At 54.3% G+C, this 15,716-nt stretch carries 19 protein-coding genes, 1 other RNA gene, 3 pseudogenes and 1 riboswitch; of the genes and pseudogenes, 4 read left to right on the forward strand and 19 right to left on the reverse strand.

From position 1 onward, the window contains the following. Positions 1-434 precede the first annotated feature (434 nt). Complete coding sequence (locus IKE44_RS13340; RefSeq protein ID WP_013145445.1) at positions 435-581, reverse strand: hypothetical protein; 147 nt, start codon at positions 579-581, stop codon at positions 435-437. A gap of 182 nt (positions 582-763) precedes the next feature. Between IKE44_RS13340 and IKE44_RS13345 the strand changes: the two genes are divergently transcribed. Beyond that, positions 764-1,054 carry a HesB/YadR/YfhF family protein gene (locus IKE44_RS13345; RefSeq protein ID WP_287466165.1) on the forward strand — a complete coding sequence of 97 codons (291 nt, stop codon included), beginning with the start codon at positions 764-766 and terminating at the stop codon, positions 1,052-1,054. Between the two features lie 25 nt (positions 1,055-1,079). Here IKE44_RS13345 and IKE44_RS13350 read toward each other — a convergent pair whose 3' ends face one another. From IKE44_RS13350 to IKE44_RS13415, 14 genes and pseudogenes are all read right to left on the reverse strand, one after another. Then, a complete protein-coding gene (locus IKE44_RS13350; protein WP_287466166.1) occupies positions 1,080-1,487 on the reverse strand; it encodes a hotdog fold thioesterase in 408 nt (135 codons plus the stop codon). After that, on the reverse strand, positions 1,484-1,801 hold the full coding sequence (locus IKE44_RS13355) for a hypothetical protein (protein ID WP_033015303.1): 318 nt from the start codon (positions 1,799-1,801) through the stop codon (positions 1,484-1,486). Before IKE44_RS13355 ends, IKE44_RS13350 begins: the two co-directional genes overlap by 4 nt. 14 nt (positions 1,802-1,815) lie before the next feature. Continuing rightward, complete coding sequence (locus IKE44_RS13360; RefSeq protein WP_049625397.1) at positions 1,816-2,232, reverse strand: acyl-CoA thioesterase; 417 nt, start codon at positions 2,230-2,232, stop codon at positions 1,816-1,818. A gap of 112 nt (positions 2,233-2,344) precedes the next feature. After that, positions 2,345-2,575: a small acid-soluble spore protein Tlp gene (tlp, locus tag IKE44_RS13365; protein ID WP_287466169.1), complete on the reverse strand. Its 231-nt coding sequence runs from the start codon at positions 2,573-2,575 to the stop codon at positions 2,345-2,347. Between the two features lie 30 nt (positions 2,576-2,605). Further along, complete coding sequence (locus IKE44_RS13370) at positions 2,606-2,749, reverse strand: acid-soluble spore protein N (protein ID WP_011231056.1); 144 nt, start codon at positions 2,747-2,749, stop codon at positions 2,606-2,608. 55 nt (positions 2,750-2,804) lie between these two features. Further along, the gene (locus IKE44_RS13375; RefSeq protein ID WP_080706519.1) at positions 2,805-2,936 is read right to left on the reverse strand and encodes an FbpB family small basic protein; all 132 of its coding nucleotides are present in this window, start codon (positions 2,934-2,936) and stop codon (positions 2,805-2,807) included. A gap of 123 nt (positions 2,937-3,059) precedes the next feature. Then, the gene (locus IKE44_RS13380) at positions 3,060-3,587 is read right to left on the reverse strand and encodes a TlpA family protein disulfide reductase (RefSeq protein WP_287466170.1); all 528 of its coding nucleotides are present in this window, start codon (positions 3,585-3,587) and stop codon (positions 3,060-3,062) included. Positions 3,588-3,725: 138 nt separating this feature from the next. After that, a complete protein-coding gene (locus IKE44_RS13385) occupies positions 3,726-3,875 on the reverse strand; it encodes a hypothetical protein (RefSeq protein ID WP_287466171.1) in 150 nt (49 codons plus the stop codon). Positions 3,876-3,956: 81 nt separating this feature from the next. After that, positions 3,957-4,805 (reverse strand): sulfurtransferase, encoded by an 849-nt coding sequence (locus IKE44_RS13390; protein ID WP_049625396.1) that lies wholly within the window; start codon positions 4,803-4,805, stop codon positions 3,957-3,959. Between the two features lie 89 nt (positions 4,806-4,894). Further along, a complete protein-coding gene (locus tag IKE44_RS13395; protein WP_049625395.1) occupies positions 4,895-5,161 on the reverse strand; it encodes a YpbS family protein in 267 nt (88 codons plus the stop codon). Next, the gene (locus IKE44_RS13400; protein ID WP_033015314.1) at positions 5,158-5,346 is read right to left on the reverse strand and encodes a hypothetical protein; all 189 of its coding nucleotides are present in this window, start codon (positions 5,344-5,346) and stop codon (positions 5,158-5,160) included. The genes IKE44_RS13395 and IKE44_RS13400 overlap by 4 nt, the downstream gene beginning before the upstream one ends. After that, positions 5,346-6,584: pseudogene (locus tag IKE44_RS13405) on the reverse strand (P-loop NTPase family protein); the annotation flags it as partial. The gene IKE44_RS13400 and the pseudogene IKE44_RS13405, both read right to left, overlap by 1 nt. A 402-nt stretch (positions 6,585-6,986) precedes the next feature. Then, positions 6,987-7,217 (reverse strand): annotated as a pseudogene (locus IKE44_RS13410) (solute carrier family 23 protein); the annotation flags it as partial. A 2-nt stretch (positions 7,218-7,219) separates the two neighbouring features. After that, positions 7,220-7,462: pseudogene (locus IKE44_RS13415) on the reverse strand (type I phosphoribosyltransferase); the annotation flags it as partial. Between the two features lie 115 nt (positions 7,463-7,577). Continuing rightward, a riboswitch (purine riboswitch) is annotated at positions 7,578-7,679 on the reverse strand. 391 nt (positions 7,680-8,070) lie between these two features. Here IKE44_RS13415 and IKE44_RS13420 point away from each other — a divergent pair. From IKE44_RS13420 to IKE44_RS13430, 3 genes are read left to right on the forward strand one after another with little or no spacing between them, the layout of a single operon-like run. Then, a complete protein-coding gene (locus tag IKE44_RS13420) occupies positions 8,071-8,232 on the forward strand; it encodes a cytochrome c oxidase subunit 2A (RefSeq protein WP_049625393.1) in 162 nt (53 codons plus the stop codon). 21 nt (positions 8,233-8,253) lie between these two features. After that, positions 8,254-8,724: a cytochrome c oxidase subunit II gene (locus tag IKE44_RS13425; protein ID WP_033015318.1), complete on the forward strand. Its 471-nt coding sequence runs from the start codon at positions 8,254-8,256 to the stop codon at positions 8,722-8,724. 1 nt (position 8,725) lies between these two features. Further along, positions 8,726-10,375, forward strand: coding sequence for a b(o/a)3-type cytochrome-c oxidase subunit 1 (locus IKE44_RS13430; protein ID WP_049625392.1), 1,650 nt, complete (start codon positions 8,726-8,728; stop codon positions 10,373-10,375). Positions 10,376-10,414: 39 nt separating this feature from the next. Here the strand turns inward: IKE44_RS13430 and IKE44_RS13435 are convergent, their stop codons facing one another. From IKE44_RS13435 to rnpB, 4 genes are all read right to left on the reverse strand, one after another. Further along, on the reverse strand, positions 10,415-11,917 hold the full coding sequence (locus tag IKE44_RS13435; protein ID WP_033015325.1) for a carboxypeptidase M32: 1,503 nt from the start codon (positions 11,915-11,917) through the stop codon (positions 10,415-10,417). Positions 11,918-12,037: 120 nt separating this feature from the next. After that, a complete protein-coding gene (locus IKE44_RS13440; protein ID WP_033015327.1) occupies positions 12,038-13,975 on the reverse strand; it encodes an ATP-dependent DNA helicase in 1,938 nt (645 codons plus the stop codon). Positions 13,976-14,105: 130 nt separating this feature from the next. Next, positions 14,106-15,242: a THUMP domain-containing class I SAM-dependent RNA methyltransferase gene (locus IKE44_RS13445; RefSeq protein ID WP_033009237.1), complete on the reverse strand. Its 1,137-nt coding sequence runs from the start codon at positions 15,240-15,242 to the stop codon at positions 14,106-14,108. A gap of 133 nt (positions 15,243-15,375) precedes the next feature. Next, positions 15,376-15,716, reverse strand: an RNA gene (rnpB, locus tag IKE44_RS13450) — RNase P RNA component class B; the annotation flags it as partial.

Raw genomic sequence — 15,716 nt, forward strand, 5'->3', positions numbered from 1 at the left:
CAATTTTATAGTTTTGTGTACAATTCATCTGAAGTCCTCCTTGGCATGATGGTAGGTATTGTTTGACACCCCTGCATCATACCAAGAGGGCTTTTTTTGATCAAGTCCCCGGAAAAGCTCCTAACGGGAATGCTCCTTTTCATGCGAGGAAGGCGGCGCCTCTTCCTTTCCGTCCGGAGCTCGTTTTCGTATGATGAGCAGCGGGCGGAAAAAGGAACAGGCCGCGTTCCCCGCTATATTCCGGTTCCGGTTCGTTCGGGCTCGAACTACTCATATACGAAAACGCCACTCCTTTCGAAAAAGATGTCCCTCAAGTAATGATAACGCGGACCGGCCCGTTTGTATAGTAGTTGCCATGAAAAAAAGCAGCCTACTGGCTACTTTATTCACAAAACAGCGCGATGTTCAACCATCGCCCGTTCGATTCGGCTTTTTTATTCGCTCGATGGCGTCGTGTTGAAAAAATCAGGCGCTTGTTTGCCCGTTTGCCGGCTGTCCGAGCGGCGCGGATGCTTTTCATTGCTTTTCCCCATCAGTCCGTCGGATTCGTAGCTGAGCGGAAACGTCCGCTTTTTGCCCACCGCCCTCACCCCCTTCGCTTTTACTGTTTGCCGCCAGCCAGCGTTTTACTCCAACCGATGAAAACAAGGACACCGCCACTTTATGGAAAGCGTTTTATCCTAAAATTGTCAGCTAATGTTCACACAATCGTTTTATAGGCGCCGTCCATTCACTTATAATAAACAAGTGAGGAGGGGAAGCCATGAATATCATGATTACAAAAAAAGCGTTTGATTGGTACAAGCAGGAGCTCGGGCTGAAGCCGGGCGATGCGATCCGCTTTTTTGTCCGCTACGGCGGGTACAGCACCGTGCAAAAAGGGTTTTCGCTTGGCATGGAGAAAGACGAGCCGGCAGGAGAGCCAGCGGCGCAGACAACGGTTGACGGCGTGACGTTTTTTGTCGAAGACAGCGACCAATGGTATTTTGACGGCCGCGATTTGACGGTTGATTTGGACGAAAAAAGCGGCGAACCGGTGTTTTTGCTCCATTAACCAGCGAAAAAAGCTAGCCGTGACGCTAGCTTTTTCGAATAATGGCGATCGTGCAGCGGGAGATGCAGACGAGCTCCCCTTGTTCGTCCGTAATGCGCACATTCCAAACCATCGTCGTCCGGCCGCGGTGCAACACCGTCCCTGTCGCCGTCACCGTCCCACGGCGAACGACGCGGACGTGATTGGCGTTGATTTCCAATCCAACGACGTTTTCCGTGTTGGGGTCCACAAGCGCGTACGCGCCGATGCTGGCGACCGTCTTGGCCAAGGCAACCGATGCTCCGCCGTGCAACAGCCCGGCCGGCTGATGCGTGCGATGGTCGACCGGCATCGTCGCCACGACACGCCCTTCGCCAAGCTCGATGATATCGATGCCGAGCGTCTCGATTAACGTATGTTTTGTCATTTCTTTTACAACAGCCAAATCGATCATGACTCCTTCTTCCCCCGTTTCGTGAATCGTTCCAGCTCATGAAGCCGGCCTTCTTGCCGCAAAATGCGCACCTGCGTCTCCCCAAGCAAATCGAAATGCGGAAACTCGTTGCGCCGGTCGATCCACTCTTCCTTCAGCCCGTATTGCCTCCCCCAGGCGGCAAGTTTTTCGACATCGGCGCAGCCGACTTTCGTCACCGTCGTGCAGTGCGGAAACCGTTCATCATGCCAATAATGGGTCAAAAAGGCGATTTCGCCGCGCTTCACTTTTTCTTTCCATGCCGCGAGCTCGTGGCGGCGAATGCCAAACGCCATCGCACCGCTCCCCTTTATCGTTTCGCCCGCTCATACGCTTCATGCCACTCGGGAAAATATTTGCGGATGACGATCGGCCGAAACGTATCGCGCTTGACGCAAACGTGCTGCGATTTGCCGGTCACGGCCACCTCGCCGTCCGGGGCGAGAATCTCGTAGCCGTATGTGACGCGGATGCCGTCGTAAGCGTCAATCCATGTGCGGACGGTCGCCGTTTCCCCATAACGAAGCGGCTTTTTGTACGACACTTGCAAATCGACAACAGGCGAAATGATGCCTTCTTTCTCCATGTCGGCATAATGAAAGCCAAGCTGTTTGATCAATTCCGTACGCCCGACTTCCATCCAAACTAAATAGTTCGCGTGGTAGACGATGCCCATTTGGTCTGTTTCCGCATAACGCACTTCAATTTGTTTTTCTGCCACTTTCATGTTCGTTCTCCCTCCATTTTTTGCCGGGCTTCTCCTTTATGTTACCATTTGTCCGTCCGGCCGCTCAAGCGGCAACCCAAAAAACAAAGCCGCCCGCATCGGGGCAGCTTTGTCATAATTGGTAGCCGTGCTCCCGTGCAGCGGCTTCGTCTTTAATTTCCGCGCGCATGGCCGCGATCGCTTCTTCGCGGCGGCGGTTTTTCTCGCGAATTTTCTCCCGCTCTTCCGAGGAAGCAAACTGCATCGTTTTTTCGGCTTTTTCAATATTTTCAATGGTGTTTTGCACCATCTCTTGCAGCTTCTCAACATTGTCGCTGCGGTCATCCGGTTTCGGACGCGGCATATAGGCTTCCTCCTTTACGAGATTTTCCAGCTACTCACCCTTCGTTTGGATGACTTGAGCATGCTGGCCGGATTGATCTTGCATTTGTTTGCCTTTGTTTCCTCCAGCGGCGCGAGGCTGTGTTCCGATATGGTTGGGAACAAAATGTTTGCGGCTTCCTTTCGGATTGCTCATTGTCTTCGCCTCCTCGCCATCTAGTCTGTCCGCCCGGAGGACCGCTATGCATGGGTCATTCTGCTTTCTTGAGCATCCGCTCTTCCAGCTTTTTCTCGATTTTCTCGAGCGCTTCCCGGTCGCTCAACAATTGCCGTTTGTTCTCGCTGATCAGTTCTTGGAGAGTCATTTTGCGGGATCGTCTCATCGCTATCAACCTCCCCTCATTTATATTGTAATCTTATTCATGCCCAAAAAAGATAAAAATTATGACAACTTTTCAAAAAATAATGAACCATAAAAAAAAGCGCCTTCCGTCAAAACTGTTCGGTCAACGAAAGAGCGCTGTCTTCTTTTCGAGTTGCGCGGCGGTCACCGGGCCGATGATTTTTTGCCGGATGACGCCGTTTGGGTCGATGATATACGTCGTCGGAATCGTCTGGATTCGGTATCGGTGAAGCGCCTCGCCGCGCACATCCAAGGCGACGGGCAACGTCAGTTTTTTGTCTTTCGCAAATCGCTCCGCATTATCGAGCGTATCTTGCGTCGTCAAATGGACGGCAAGCAACATGACTTCGCGGCCGTGCTGCTTGTAAAACGCCTCAAGCTCCGGCATTTCCTTTTTGCACGGCGGACACCACGACGTCCAAAAGTTGAGGACAACCGCTTTGCCGCGCAAATCAGACAGCCGGACGGCTTTGCCGCCAAGCGTCGGCAGCGTCAAATCAGGGGCCGTCTGACCGATGCCCGGGCCGCTTTCTATTTCGTCTGTTACCTGTTCGTTCCCGGCAGCCATCGCATTCCAAAGACCATAGCCGGCAACGGCCAAAAACAATAGGACGACAAACCATTTCCGCACGCATTTCCCTCCCTGCCGGCCGGCGCCCTTTCTTCCATCCAGCGCCCTCCGCCGCTCTGCCCATCATTATAGCACATACGTTTGTGTTTGCCAACGTTGACGTCTAAGGACGAAAAAACGAGGGACGAGCCCTCGTCATTAACGGATGTTTTTATGGTCGTTTTTCAGTTTCTCGGCATCCACCTCGGCGTACGAAGCAAACTCGCTCGTCCATTCATTGAAGCCGTTTTTCTTTTTGGCGTTGTTGTTTCGTTGGGCATTGGCATTGCCAAGTTTTGTCCGGCCCATGCACTCGCCTCCTTTTTGTTTCAACGGTTCACACATAGTATGCGCTGCCGGAGAAAAACGATGCGCGAAACAATTTCGAAACTAGGCGTCCGAGGACGGGTGGTCCATTTCAACCGGATGATCGGGATAGGAAATCCAGTCGCTGAAGCTGCCGACGTACAGCCGAACGTTGTGATAACCAGCTTCGTGGAGCGCCAACACGTTCGGGCAGGCGGTGACGCCGGAACCACAGTAAACGATCAACGGCTGCCCACGGTCAAAATCGGCAAACCGAGCCGCCTGCTCGACAGCGCTTTTCCAGTAGCCTCCTTCCGTCACCCCGTCTTTCCAAAATCGGTGCACCGCCCCGGGAATGCGGCCGGCCCGGCGGTCGATCGGCTCCTCCAACCCGGCATACCGCTTCCACTCGCGGGAATCAATGAGCATCGCTGCACGGTCGCGAACGGCGGCTCGCACATCCTCGACCGTTGCGAGCCATGATCGGTCCGGACGCGGCTGAAACCGCCGCGGCGGCACAGCTGAAATGGCGCGCGTCACCGGATTTCCTTTTCGTTTCCATTCGCTGTAGTTGCCATCCAACACGTATGCGCGCGCATGGCCGAAATACCGGAGCAGCCACCAACAGCGCGCGGCCATGGCCCCGTTTTGGTCATCGTAGGCGATGACCATCGTCGTGTCGTCAATGCCGGCCCGGCTAAACACATCCGCCGCTTGGGCGGCTGATGGAAGCGGATGGCGGCCTCCGTGCTCTCCGACCGGGCCCGACAAGTCGCGCTCTAAGTCCATATACACCGCTCCGGGAATATGGTCTTCCCGGTAAAGAGACGCCCCTTTAGCCGGATCGCCAAGCCAAAACCGGCAATCAACAATGCGGATGGTTTCATCGGACAAATGCGCCAACAGCCATTCGTGGGAAACGAGAGACGCCATTGTTCCTCCCCCCTCTTTCGTTTTCATCAGCCCGGCCTGCTTACAGGCCGGCAGCCGGGAAGCCAATGCCAACGCTTTGGCTGTGTACGTTACTTCTCTTCAAGCCGGCGCACGTAGTCGCGCACCATCTCTGGCGTTACATAGCGGCGCGCCGGCACGAGGCCGCCGGCGGCCAGCTCGTTCATTTGTTTCGTCACTTCATTGATCGCCTCGACCGTAAACGGCTCACCGCGGCGGCACCGTTCAACCGCCTCATCGATGCGCCGCTCGCGCTCGAGCTCAAGGGCGGCAAACCGCTTTAAGATGGCGTGCTGTTTGTTGATATGGGCGGTGATGGCGTGATGTACTTCGCTCAATGGTCCTCGTCCTTTCCTGCTTCTTTTTCCATCAAACGCCGGACGTTCGGTTTTGGCGTCCAGCAGTTGAACCGATAGTTTGGCTTCGTCTTATAGCCGAGCCGGCGGCAATACGTGTACAGCCCGTCGGCTCGCTTTTCTATACGGTAGTAGATGCATGTAGCGCAAGCGTGAAACCGGTTCATCAACGCGCCTCCCCGACGCGGCCCGAAAGAAGGCCGCGAAGCGCCGCTTCGATGCGGGCGAGCGCCTCATGATCCGCCGCTTCGGCGAGCGCGGCAAGCAAGCCCTCCATATAGCTGTCGACTTGTTCCGCGAGAGCGGCCAAAAGTGCGGCGACGCCATCCTTGTATTGTTCTGCGTACGTCGCCACAAGCCGCTCTTTTTGCTCAGCCAAATAGGCGTCGATCGGCTCGACAAGCGCCGCCTCAATTTCCTCTTTCATCCGCCGCTTTTCGTCGCGCTCAAAAAACGATTTGGCGTTTTTATACAGCGAAAGCGCCTTGGTAAACCGCACCCGGTCTACATCCCCAAGGGCGTTGGCAAACTCCGGCGCCGAAAAGGCAAACGGCTCAGGCGGCGTGAGCGCGAGCGCATCATCGAAACGACGAAGCTCATGGAATAGGCGCGAGAACTGCTCGGCCAGCTGTTTGTGCAAAAACGACTCAACACGCAAGCTCGTCGCCCGCAACTCTTGGGCCAAATCAAAGCCAACCGATGCGAGCAACTCGTCGAGGCAACGCTCAAGCGCCCGCCGCGCCGGGCCTTGGTCGTCGCGGAGCACCGCCGGGTTGAACGCCTCCTTAAACACATCGTTGAGGCGGAAAAAGACGCGCTGCTTGACGTAATAGAGCAATTCGTCGACTTCCTGGCGAAGCGCCTGCCGGCCGTAGGCATCATCAATGCCAGCAAGCACGGCGTGCATCTTCGTTTTCACCGCCTCAAGCGCCTGCCGTTTCTCCGCTTTTTCCGCTTCGCTTTGCCCTGCGGCGCGCGCGAATTCCTCTGCCGCCCGCCGCGCCCGCTCAAGCTCGGCATATGCGCTCTCGACGGCGACTTCCGCCAGTTCTTCCGTTAAGAAGCGGAAGAAGTCGGTTTCAAAGGCAGACAAGCCGGAGTCCGCCAAGACGCCGCGCGGACCGGGCTCGGCCCCCGTTTTTTCCGCCAGCGCCAAGCGGCTTGAGAGCGCATAAAGGCGTGGGAAGCGGATGCCGAAGCGGGCGAGCTCTCCGTTCATATAGGAAATGACGGCCTCAAGCTCCTCTTTCGACTGGGCCAAATCAGCCGCATTGATGATGAAAAACATTTTATCAAGCGAAAACGCATCTTTGACGCGCCCGAGCTGCAGCAAAAACTCCCGGTCTGCCTTCGAGAACGCGTGGTTGTAATACGTGACAAACAGCAGCGCATCGGCATGCTTCACTTTATCGGCATTTTCGTTGTCGCCGGCTTGCTGAAGCCGGTCGTGCATATTTGTCATTTTCGCCAGCCACGGCCGCAATGGCGGCCGCTCGATCACAATATTCCCATGACCAAAACCCCTTTGTTTCCGTCAATGTCATTTACATTCATTTTACTGTATTTCGCCCCGTTTCCCAATAGGAAAACAAAAAAATCCCGCCGGTTCGTTCAGCGGGATGAATGTTTTTCCCCGGCCCGCAGCCGGCGAGCCATTGGCGTCAATGGAACCGTTTCACAGCCGGCTGTCTTTGTTTTACTTGCGCACTGCCGGAAACACACGCCCGTTCTCCCCGCAGCGGCGGCACGAAGCGCGGCCGCAGCCTCAGGAACAGCTGATGGATTTCTATGAAAGCGATCAATACGATTATGAAATTTTTTGTTCCTGCAACGGCAGTGCAGCCGATTTTCTCGCCTTGCCGAAATGGAAGACGGCATTTAAAAGGATGGCGGTGAGGCCGCCGGCGACGATGCCGCTGTCCGTCAAAATGCGCAGGCCCGCCGGAAGCTCAGCAAACAAGTTCGGCACCGCCGTCACCCCAAGCCCTATGCCGACCGAGCAAACAATGATCAGCAAGTTTTCTTGCATAGCCAAATCGGCTTACGGGCAACGACAAGCGGGATGCCAAGTTCATACGCGGCCATGATGGCCGGGCTGATGCCCGATGACTCAAGCGTCAACACTTTCGTCGGCCGCTCGCCGCAAAACCGGCCGGCAAACGCTTCGCCGATCCGCTTCATCAGCTGTGGGGCGACCTGATGGTTCAAAAAGCGATCGACTTTCAGCACCCCGCCGGCCAGCACCTCTCCTTCAGTGGCAATTTTTTCGAGCAATTCGCGCATGCCAATCCCCTCCAAAATAAAAAAGCTTAAAAAACACCGGCCTCACTCATTCCATGAGTCAGGCAATGTCTTTTAAGCCAAGGCAAAAGGAAGGCGCAAGACGGCCATGGCCGCCCCCCTTGACATTACCACTCATAGTCAGCCGATTTACGGTCGGCTGGTAGAGACTCGCAAGCCGTATTCTTGCGATTATATGAGTGAGTCAGCGTGATTCAGTTACTAGCAGTATACCACGGAAAGCGGCGGATGAGAAGCGGTTTTTTAATAAAAAAAAAAAAAACGAACATTAAATAAAAAAATAATTAATCATTCGTTTTTACTCTCCTTTGCCGTCAGCTATCTTCGTTCCGATTCTGTCCGGGACAAAACCGTTGCCGCTGTCCCTCATCAGACGGATCCGCCGCCTTTTTCCTTCCCGCCCTTTTCCTACATTGTTCACCATCGTCACCATTTGTTCAAACTTCTTGTGTTGTTTTTGTGAGAAAAGTCACTGTTGCAGCCGTTTTGTACGGTTATGATAGTGTCAAAGCAGGGAAACTCACGCTTGGCGCACCTGCCTGTCAACGTTATGGGGGATGAATCCAAAACGCACGAGGAGGGATGAAAGGATGGCCAAACCAGAGCGGACAAAACCGACGGCAATGGACCGGCAAACAAAAAAGGAAAAAGAGCCGGCGCTCAGTGGCACGCTGTCGTCCGTGTTTTTGCTCGGCTTTTTCATCATTTTCGCCTGGGTCAGCGTCTACTTTTTATTTTTACACCGCCTGTAAGCGGCAAGGGAGGGACTTGAGATGCACATTCATAAGTATGAAAAAATTTGGCTGACGTTCGGCATCGGTTGTTTGATCGTCTTTTTGACGGTCGTCGGCGTGAGCGCTTTCGCCGCCGGACAGCAGCCGCCAAGCTGTCTGACGACAATCGATCCGGAAAAAGTGGACACTACCCCGCCGTTTGATCATCCGGGGCTTGTGAAAAAAGGGGATGACGAATACGAACTGAACATCGTCGTGGCCGCGTTTTCCTTTACGCCAAATGCCATTGAAATTCCAAAAGGAGCGAAAGTGACGATCAACGTCACCTCAAAAGATGTCATTCACGGGTTTGAAATTCCCGGAACGAACATCAATATGATGGTCGAACCCGGCTATGTCAACAGCTTGACAACGACGTTTGACAAACCGGGCGAGTATACGATTCTTTGCAATGAATATTGCGGCGCCGGCCACCATATGATGACGGCGCGCATTAAGGTGGTGGAGTGAGATGGTGAACTCGTTGGAAAAAGTCGATCGCCGCGACGCCAAACTGGCGCTGGCACATTTGTTTGTCGCCTTTACCGCCCTGGCGCTCGGGGGATTCGCCGGTTTGTTGCAAACACTCGTCCGTTCCGGCAAGTTTGAGCTGCCGGCTGGGATCAGCTATTACACGATTTTGACGACGCACGGCGTCTTGCTTGGGCTTGTGCTGACGACGTTTTTCATTATCGGCTTTCAGTTCGCTGCGGTCAGCCGCACGACCGGAGCGCTCTCGGACGGTTCGCGCCGGCTCGGCTGGATCGGTTTTTGGATGATGACGGCAGGGACGGCCTGCACAGCCTTTTTCATCCTAACCGGCCAAGCATCTGTCTTATATACGTTTTACGCGCCGCTTCAGGCGCACGCTGGCTTTTACATCGGCTTGGCGCTCGTCGTCGTCGGCAGCTGGGTGAGCGGGTTTGGAATGTTTGCCCATTACGCGCGCTGGCGGAAGGCGCACCGCGGTCAGGCGAGCCCACTGTTGGCGTTTATGTCTGTCACGAATATGGTATTATGGCTCATCTGCACGCTTGGCGTAGCCGCCACCGTCGTCTTTCAGCTCATTCCGTGGTCGCTTGGGCTCACGGATCGGGTGAACGTGCTCTTGAGCCGGACGCTGTTTTGGTATTTCGGGCATCCACTCGTCTACTTCTGGCTATTGCCGGCGTATATGGTTTGGTACGCTGTCATCCCGAAAGTGATCGGCGGCAAAATATTCTCCGATTCGCTCGCGCGGCTGGCGTTTATCTTGTTTTTACTGTTTTCGATTCCAGTCGGCTTTCACCATCAATTGCTGGAGCCAGGGATTTCGCCGTTTTGGAAGTACGTGCAAGTCGTCTTGACGTTTATGGTCATCATTCCGTCGCTCATGACAGCGTTTGCCATGTTTGCGACGTTTGAATCGTACGGCCGCTCGCAGGGGGCAACCGGCCTGTTCGGCTGGTGGCGGAAATTGCCGTGGGGCGACGCCCGCTTTTTCGCACCGTTTGTCGGGATGCTGTTTTTCATTCCGGCCGGCACGGGTGGAATCATCAATGCTTCGCACCAGCTCAACCAAGTCGTTCATAACACGATTTGGGTGACCGGCCACTTCCATTTGACCGTTGCCACGACGGTTGTGTTAACGTTTTTTGGCGCATCGTATTGGCTCATCCCGCATTTGACCGGCCGGGTGATGACGAAAGCGATGAACCGGCTTGCCATCATCCAAACGATCGTATGGGCGGTCGGGATGACATTTATGTCCGGCTCGATGCACTTTGCAGGCTTGCTCGGGGCGCCACGGCGCTCAGCGTTCTCCACATACGGCAACTCGCCGCAGGCGCTTGAATGGATTCCGTACCAAATCGCCCAGGCGGTCGGCGGCACCATTTTGTTCATCGGCATCATTTTGATTCTTGTCATCGTCATTAACCTAGCGTTTCTCGCTCCGAAAGGCGAAACCGAATTCCCGGTCGCCGAAGCGGCCGCCCCGCAGGAACGGGCGGCGTTGGCGCTCGAAAACTGGAAGCTGTGGATCGGCCTCGTTGTGGCGCTCATTGTCATCGCCTATACGGTGCCGCTCATTGACATCATTCAAAATGCTCCGCCGGGATCGAAAGGATACAAATTATGGTAAGCAAATCCCCCTCTTCCAAACCGGAGAGGGGGATTTGCTTTATAGACAATAAATCGCTTTATATTTTTCTTCTAAATAACGGATCAAGTGTTCGGCGTTGAGCGGCTCACCGGTGGCATCGCGCACAAGGTTGAGCGGCTTTTTCGTTTTTCCGAATCGATGAATGCGCTCGGTCAGCCATTCACGAATCGGCGCGATGTTCCCTTCTTCAAGCAACGCCGCCATGTCGAGTTCTTTTTCGAGCGCCTGTTTGAATTGCGCCGCGTACATATAGCCGAGCGCATACGACGGAAAATAGCCGAAGCTGCCGCCCGACCAATGGACGTCCTGCAACACGCCGACCGCATCGTTGTACGGGCGGATGCCAAGATATTGCTCATATTTCTCATTCCATACGTCCGGCAAGTCCGCCGCTTCGATATCGCCGGCAAACAGCTGCTTTTCGATTTCGTAGCGGATGATAATGTGAAGCGGATACGTCAGTTCATCGGCTTCAATCCGGATCAGCGACGGCTTCGCCTCATTGATCGCCCGGTAAAACGCATCCAGCGAAACGCCGGCAAACTGCGATGGCGCGTATTGCGAAAGACGTGAATAATGCCGCTTCCAAAATGAATAGTGGCGGCCAACCATATTTTCGAAAAACAGTGACTGCGACTCGTGAATGCCCATCGATGCCCCACCGCAAAGCGGCGTGCCGACAAGCGTTTCGGAAATATGTTGTTCATACAGGGCATGGCCGCACTCATGAATCGTCCCGAAGATGGCGGTGCGAAAATCGCGTTCGTCGTAGCGCGTCGTAATGCGCACATCGTTTGGGTTCAACCCGATCGCAAACGGATGAACCGTCTCATCAAGCCGCCCTTTGCCAAAGTCATAGCCGAGTTCCGGAAGCAGCTCCAAAAGAAACGCCCGTTGCCGTTCTTTCGGAAACGCAGCAAACAAAAACGACGTATCCGGCTTATTTGGGGCGGCGGCAACGGCTTGTACAAGCGGAACGATGCGTTCACGCAGCCGGCCGAACAGCTGATCGAGCAGCTCGACCGTCATGCCCGGCTCATATTGATCAAGCAGCGTGTTGTACGGATGCCCTTCATATCCCCAGTACTCGATAAAACGGCGCTGAAACTCGATGATTCGCTCCAAGTACGGGCGAAAACGGGAAAAATCAGCGGTTGCTTTCGCCTCTTCCCAGACGCTTTCCGCTTTGGAGCGAAGTACTACATACTCCTTGTATTCGGCAACGGGAATTTTTTTATTGCGCTCATATTCTTTTTTGCACTCATCGAGCGTGCGCTGCGTCACTTCACCAAGCTGTTCATACACCCCTTTGGCTGACAGTTTGGCGATAAACGCCGCCATCTCTTCGGATATCGACATTTGGAACGCTTCCGCCGACAGCATGCCGATCACTTCCGAGCGCTGTCCGACTCCTTTCTTCGGAGCCCCGGTCCGCAAATCCCAATACATGAGGCCGATCGCCTCATGGTATCCCATCATTTTTTTGACATATTCCAAAAATTGTTCTTCCATTCGCTTCATCGAGCCCCATCCTCCCACTGTTTTTGTTGGCCGTATCATCATTTCCATAACAAGTGGGCATTTTCCTGCTGACACATCGGGAAATATCCGCTTCGGCTGCAAAAAGAAAAAGGGAAGAACTTATTCTTCCCTCACCGCTGTCGGCAGCACCTCTTTGACCGCTTGGATGACTTGCGCATCGTCGCGGTCAGTGACAAAAATGGAGACGATGCCGCGATCATCGCGGGTGCGGATGAGCCGTCCGACCCCTTGACGGAGGCGGAGCAGCATGTACGGCACATCAACGCTCCAAAACGGATCGCGGTATGCCTTCCGTTTCGCCTGAAACACCGGATCGTTCGGCGGATACGGAAGCGACCAAATGATGACGTTTGACAATGACGGCCCCGGGATGTCAAGCCCTTCCCATAAATGTTCCGAACAAAGCACGGTCTCCTCATTGCGCTGAAACTCGGCGACCAAATCGCTGATTTCACGGTCTCCCTCAAACAAGAACGAAAACGGTTCATCGGCCGCTTCTTCTTTAAATTGGAGCAGCTCTTCGCGCGTCGGGAACAAGATGAGCGCCCGGCCGCCGGTTTCGCGCAATTTTTCGAGCGCATAGCGATATTTTTCCGCAAACAGCGTCTCGCCGGCGCGGAACGTCGGCATATAAATTGTCATTTGCTCATCGTAATCAAACGGCGATGGCACGCTGAACGACAAATAGTCATCAATGCCCAAGCTTTGGGCAATATAGGCAAACGATTTTCCGCTCGACAGCGTCGCCGATGAAAAGATAAACGGCATTCGTTTGCTGAACACTTTTTCGCGCAGCACTTCCTGCACGGTGCGCGGCATGACGACCAAAGTCGCCTCTTGGCGCGATGACTCAAGCCATGTGATCGCATCGGCGTTCGTCAAAAACAAGTCGAGCGAATATTGAATTTGATCCAAATATTCGTCCACGATGTTCAGCTGATAATGGTCGATCGTATACGTCTCGCTTTCAAACACAAGCTCATTGCCGATTTCAACGATTTGCCTGTGCAGCTGCTTCGCCCATTGCTGCAGGGCGGGCGACGGCAAAATTTCTTTCCGGTTCGATCCGGGAACGTCTTTCGCGCACGCTTTCAATTCCGCAAAAAAGCGCGCGCTCGTCTCCAACGTCTCCTCAATTAAATAAGCGAGCTGTTCACGGATGTCGTTTTCGAGCAGCCTTGTCAGCAGCATCTCAAGCGTCGTCTCTTTCATCCGGTACGTCAGCGCCTTTTGCGCGGCAAACTCAAGCAAATGCCCCTCATCGAACACGATGCAGCTCGCCTCCGGCAACAGCGGCAGCTGGCCTTCCCGCTTGCGCGCCTCATACGTCCAGACGTGTTCCATATAAAAATCGTGCGAACAGACGATCAAATCCGTCGCTTTTCGATAATAATCGCGCCAAAGCGTCTGGCCGCAGCGGTGCCGCTTTTCACATGTAAAACAATCCTGAAACGGGTCCCAGGCGATTTTTTTCCACTGCTCATCACTCAAATGGGCGTATTCCTTCCGGTCGCCATAGCGGTAAAACGACTGCATCGGTTTATTATCGTGGACGAATGCCGGAAGCTCATCAAAAATTCGCTCGTATAATTCGATATCCTCGTCATCATATGTCGTGACTTCTTCGAGCTTATTTAAACATAAATATTGATCCGGCGATTTGGCCAGCCGGACGTCGATATGCAGTCCAAGCACATCGGACAATTTGGCGATATCCCCTTCTTTTTTGACGAGCTGCTCGATCAATGTCTCATCCGCGCAGGCGATGATGGCCGGCTTGCCAGTGTAGCGGGCGTAACAAATCGCATACAGCAAATAGACGATCGTTTTTCCCGTGCCGACCCCGGCTTCGGCAAACATCACCTTTTTCTCGCGAAACGCGCGCTCGAGCTGGAACGCCATATAAATTTGCTCATCGCGCAGCTCAAACCCGGCCTCTGGCAAAATATCGTAAAAAACATCGCCGATCCATTGGCTGAGCTTGTCAAAGAAGTTTTCGTTTTTTTCTACTGTAAATGGATAACGATCATGGCTCATCGCCGCCACCCCTCCAAATTGGCATAAACTCCCCCGGCATCATCATGCATAAGCGCGCAACAAGTTTGTTGCGCGCTTATTCTCAATAACAAGACAATATTATGATGGATCGCCGCCGAGAAGTCAACTTCTAGCCTTCACGCGGCGGCCGCGGCCCCCAATATTGGTAGTAATGCGTTTCGATAAAGCCGTTAAACAGCTTGCGCCGTTTGGTTGCCGGTCGGCCGTAATGCGTTTCAAAGCCGCGGTGGGCGGTTAAGATATAGACCGACCACGTATCCAAAGAGGCGTAGGCGCGGCCGATAGCGCGATAGAGCGCTTCCACTTCCCGGCGTTCGCCAAGCCGCTCCCCATACGGCGGATTGCCGACAATCACTCCGTACCGCTTGTCCGTCCGAAACTGCTCCGCCCGCCCGACTCGAAACGACAATAAATCGGCAAGCCCTGCTTCCGCCGCGTTCGCCTTGGCGGTTTCCACCATGTGCGGATCGATGTCCATCCCGATAATATCCAAAGGCTGGTCATAGCGGGCCAGCGCTTCTGCTTCTTCGCGCGCGCGCTCCCACACTTGTTTCCCGATCCACGGCCATTGTTCGGAAACAAAGTCGCGGTTGAATCCAGGGGCAATGTTTTGGCCGATGAGCGCTGCCTCAATGGCGATCGTGCCCGAGCCGCAAAACGGGTCAACAAACGGGCGATCCGGCGTCCAGTTGGTCAGCAGCACCAAGGCGGCGGCGAGCGTCTCTCTGAGCGGCGCTTCCCCTTGGCGGAGACGATAGCCGCGCTTGTGCAGCCCGGCGCCGCTCGCATCGATCGTCAAGGTGGCGATGTCCTTATGGAGCGCCACTTCGATGCGGTAGAGCGCCCCTGTTTCAGGAAACCACGACAGCCGATAGCGCTCCTTTAGGCTTTCAACAACCGCTTTTTTGACGATGGCTTGGCAATCGGAGACGCTGAACAACGTTGATTTCACTGATTTTCCAATAACAGGGAACGAGGCGTCTTTCGGCAAATAATCAGCCCATGGCAGCGCCTTCGTCTGCTCAAACAACTCTTCAAACGTCGTCGCCCGAAACTCGCCGATTTTGAGCTTCACACGGTCGGCAGTGCGCAGCCAAAGATTGGCGCGGCAAATCGCAGCCGCATCACCTTCAAACATCACCTTGCCGTTTTCCACTTGGCATTCGTAGCCAAGCCGGCGCACTTCATCCGCCACAACCGCTTCGAGCCCCATCGCGGCCGTGGCAATGATTGAAAATCGCTCCATCCGCTTCCCCCTATTCTGGCAGGCAATATGTATTTCATCTCCAAGTATAACCATCCTGCAAAACAACCGATACAAGAAAAGCCCTCCTTCATGCAGGAGGGCTTTTCATGATGCCATCACCACGTTAATCATGCTCTATAAGCCATGTTCTGTACCTTCGTACTGCAAGCGGCTTTGCGCCTCGTACTCCGGCGGTAATCATCTATCTACAGGCTGCATGCGCCGCCTGTCCTTCCCTCCGTTCATTTCCTTCGGGAAGGTGCCCCTACCATCATTTGGGTTTCTCGCTCGTGGGGTTTACCGCGTTCCACCTCTAAGGTTTCCCTTAGAGCTCCGTCACTGTGGCACTTTCAGGGTAATCGAACCATATCCCGAGCCGGGACGTAGGTTCTTTCCCCGCCGTCAGCCCAGCCGAAGCCAGGCTGCCCTAGCTTATGGATTCGCTAGGCACGAACACTACGGGCATCTTAGCAC

The organism is Geobacillus sp., from assembly GCF_017515625.1.
Taxonomy (GTDB): Bacteria; Bacillota; Bacilli; order Bacillales; family Anoxybacillaceae; genus Geobacillus; species Geobacillus stearothermophilus.

Bases quoted from the DNA above. Each gene is read 5' to 3' on its own strand.
- IKE44_RS13350 (WP_287466166.1), bottom strand. From the start codon at position 1,487: ATGATCGATTTGGCTGTTGTAAAAGAAATGACAAAACATACGTTAATC.
- IKE44_RS13440 (WP_033015327.1), bottom strand. From the start codon at position 13,975: ATGAGCCATGATCGTTATCCATTTACAGTAGAAAAAAACGAAAACTTC.
- IKE44_RS13345 (WP_287466165.1), top strand. From the start codon at position 764: ATGAATATCATGATTACAAAAAAAGCGTTTGATTGGTACAAGCAGGAG.
- IKE44_RS13400 (WP_033015314.1), bottom strand. From the start codon at position 5,346: ATGAACCGGTTTCACGCTTGCGCTACATGCATCTACTACCGTATAGAA.
- IKE44_RS13420 (WP_049625393.1), top strand. From the start codon at position 8,071: ATGGCCAAACCAGAGCGGACAAAACCGACGGCAATGGACCGGCAAACA.
- IKE44_RS13430 (WP_049625392.1), top strand. From the start codon at position 8,726: ATGGTGAACTCGTTGGAAAAAGTCGATCGCCGCGACGCCAAACTGGCG.
- IKE44_RS13360 (WP_049625397.1), bottom strand. From the start codon at position 2,232: ATGAAAGTGGCAGAAAAACAAATTGAAGTGCGTTATGCGGAAACAGAC.
- IKE44_RS13370 (WP_011231056.1), bottom strand. From the start codon at position 2,749: ATGAGCAATCCGAAAGGAAGCCGCAAACATTTTGTTCCCAACCATATC.
- IKE44_RS13375 (WP_080706519.1), bottom strand. From the start codon at position 2,936: ATGAGACGATCCCGCAAAATGACTCTCCAAGAACTGATCAGCGAGAAC.
- IKE44_RS13355 (WP_033015303.1), bottom strand. From the start codon at position 1,801: ATGGCGTTTGGCATTCGCCGCCACGAGCTCGCGGCATGGAAAGAAAAA.
- IKE44_RS13425 (WP_033015318.1), top strand. From the start codon at position 8,254: ATGCACATTCATAAGTATGAAAAAATTTGGCTGACGTTCGGCATCGGT.
- tlp (WP_287466169.1), bottom strand. From the start codon at position 2,575: ATGCCGCGTCCGAAACCGGATGACCGCAGCGACAATGTTGAGAAGCTG.
- IKE44_RS13385 (WP_287466171.1), bottom strand. From the start codon at position 3,875: ATGGGCCGGACAAAACTTGGCAATGCCAATGCCCAACGAAACAACAAC.
- IKE44_RS13435 (WP_033015325.1), bottom strand. From the start codon at position 11,917: ATGAAGCGAATGGAAGAACAATTTTTGGAATATGTCAAAAAAATGATG.
- IKE44_RS13445 (WP_033009237.1), bottom strand. From the start codon at position 15,242: ATGGAGCGATTTTCAATCATTGCCACGGCCGCGATGGGGCTCGAAGCG.
- IKE44_RS13390 (WP_049625396.1), bottom strand. From the start codon at position 4,805: ATGGCGTCTCTCGTTTCCCACGAATGGCTGTTGGCGCATTTGTCCGAT.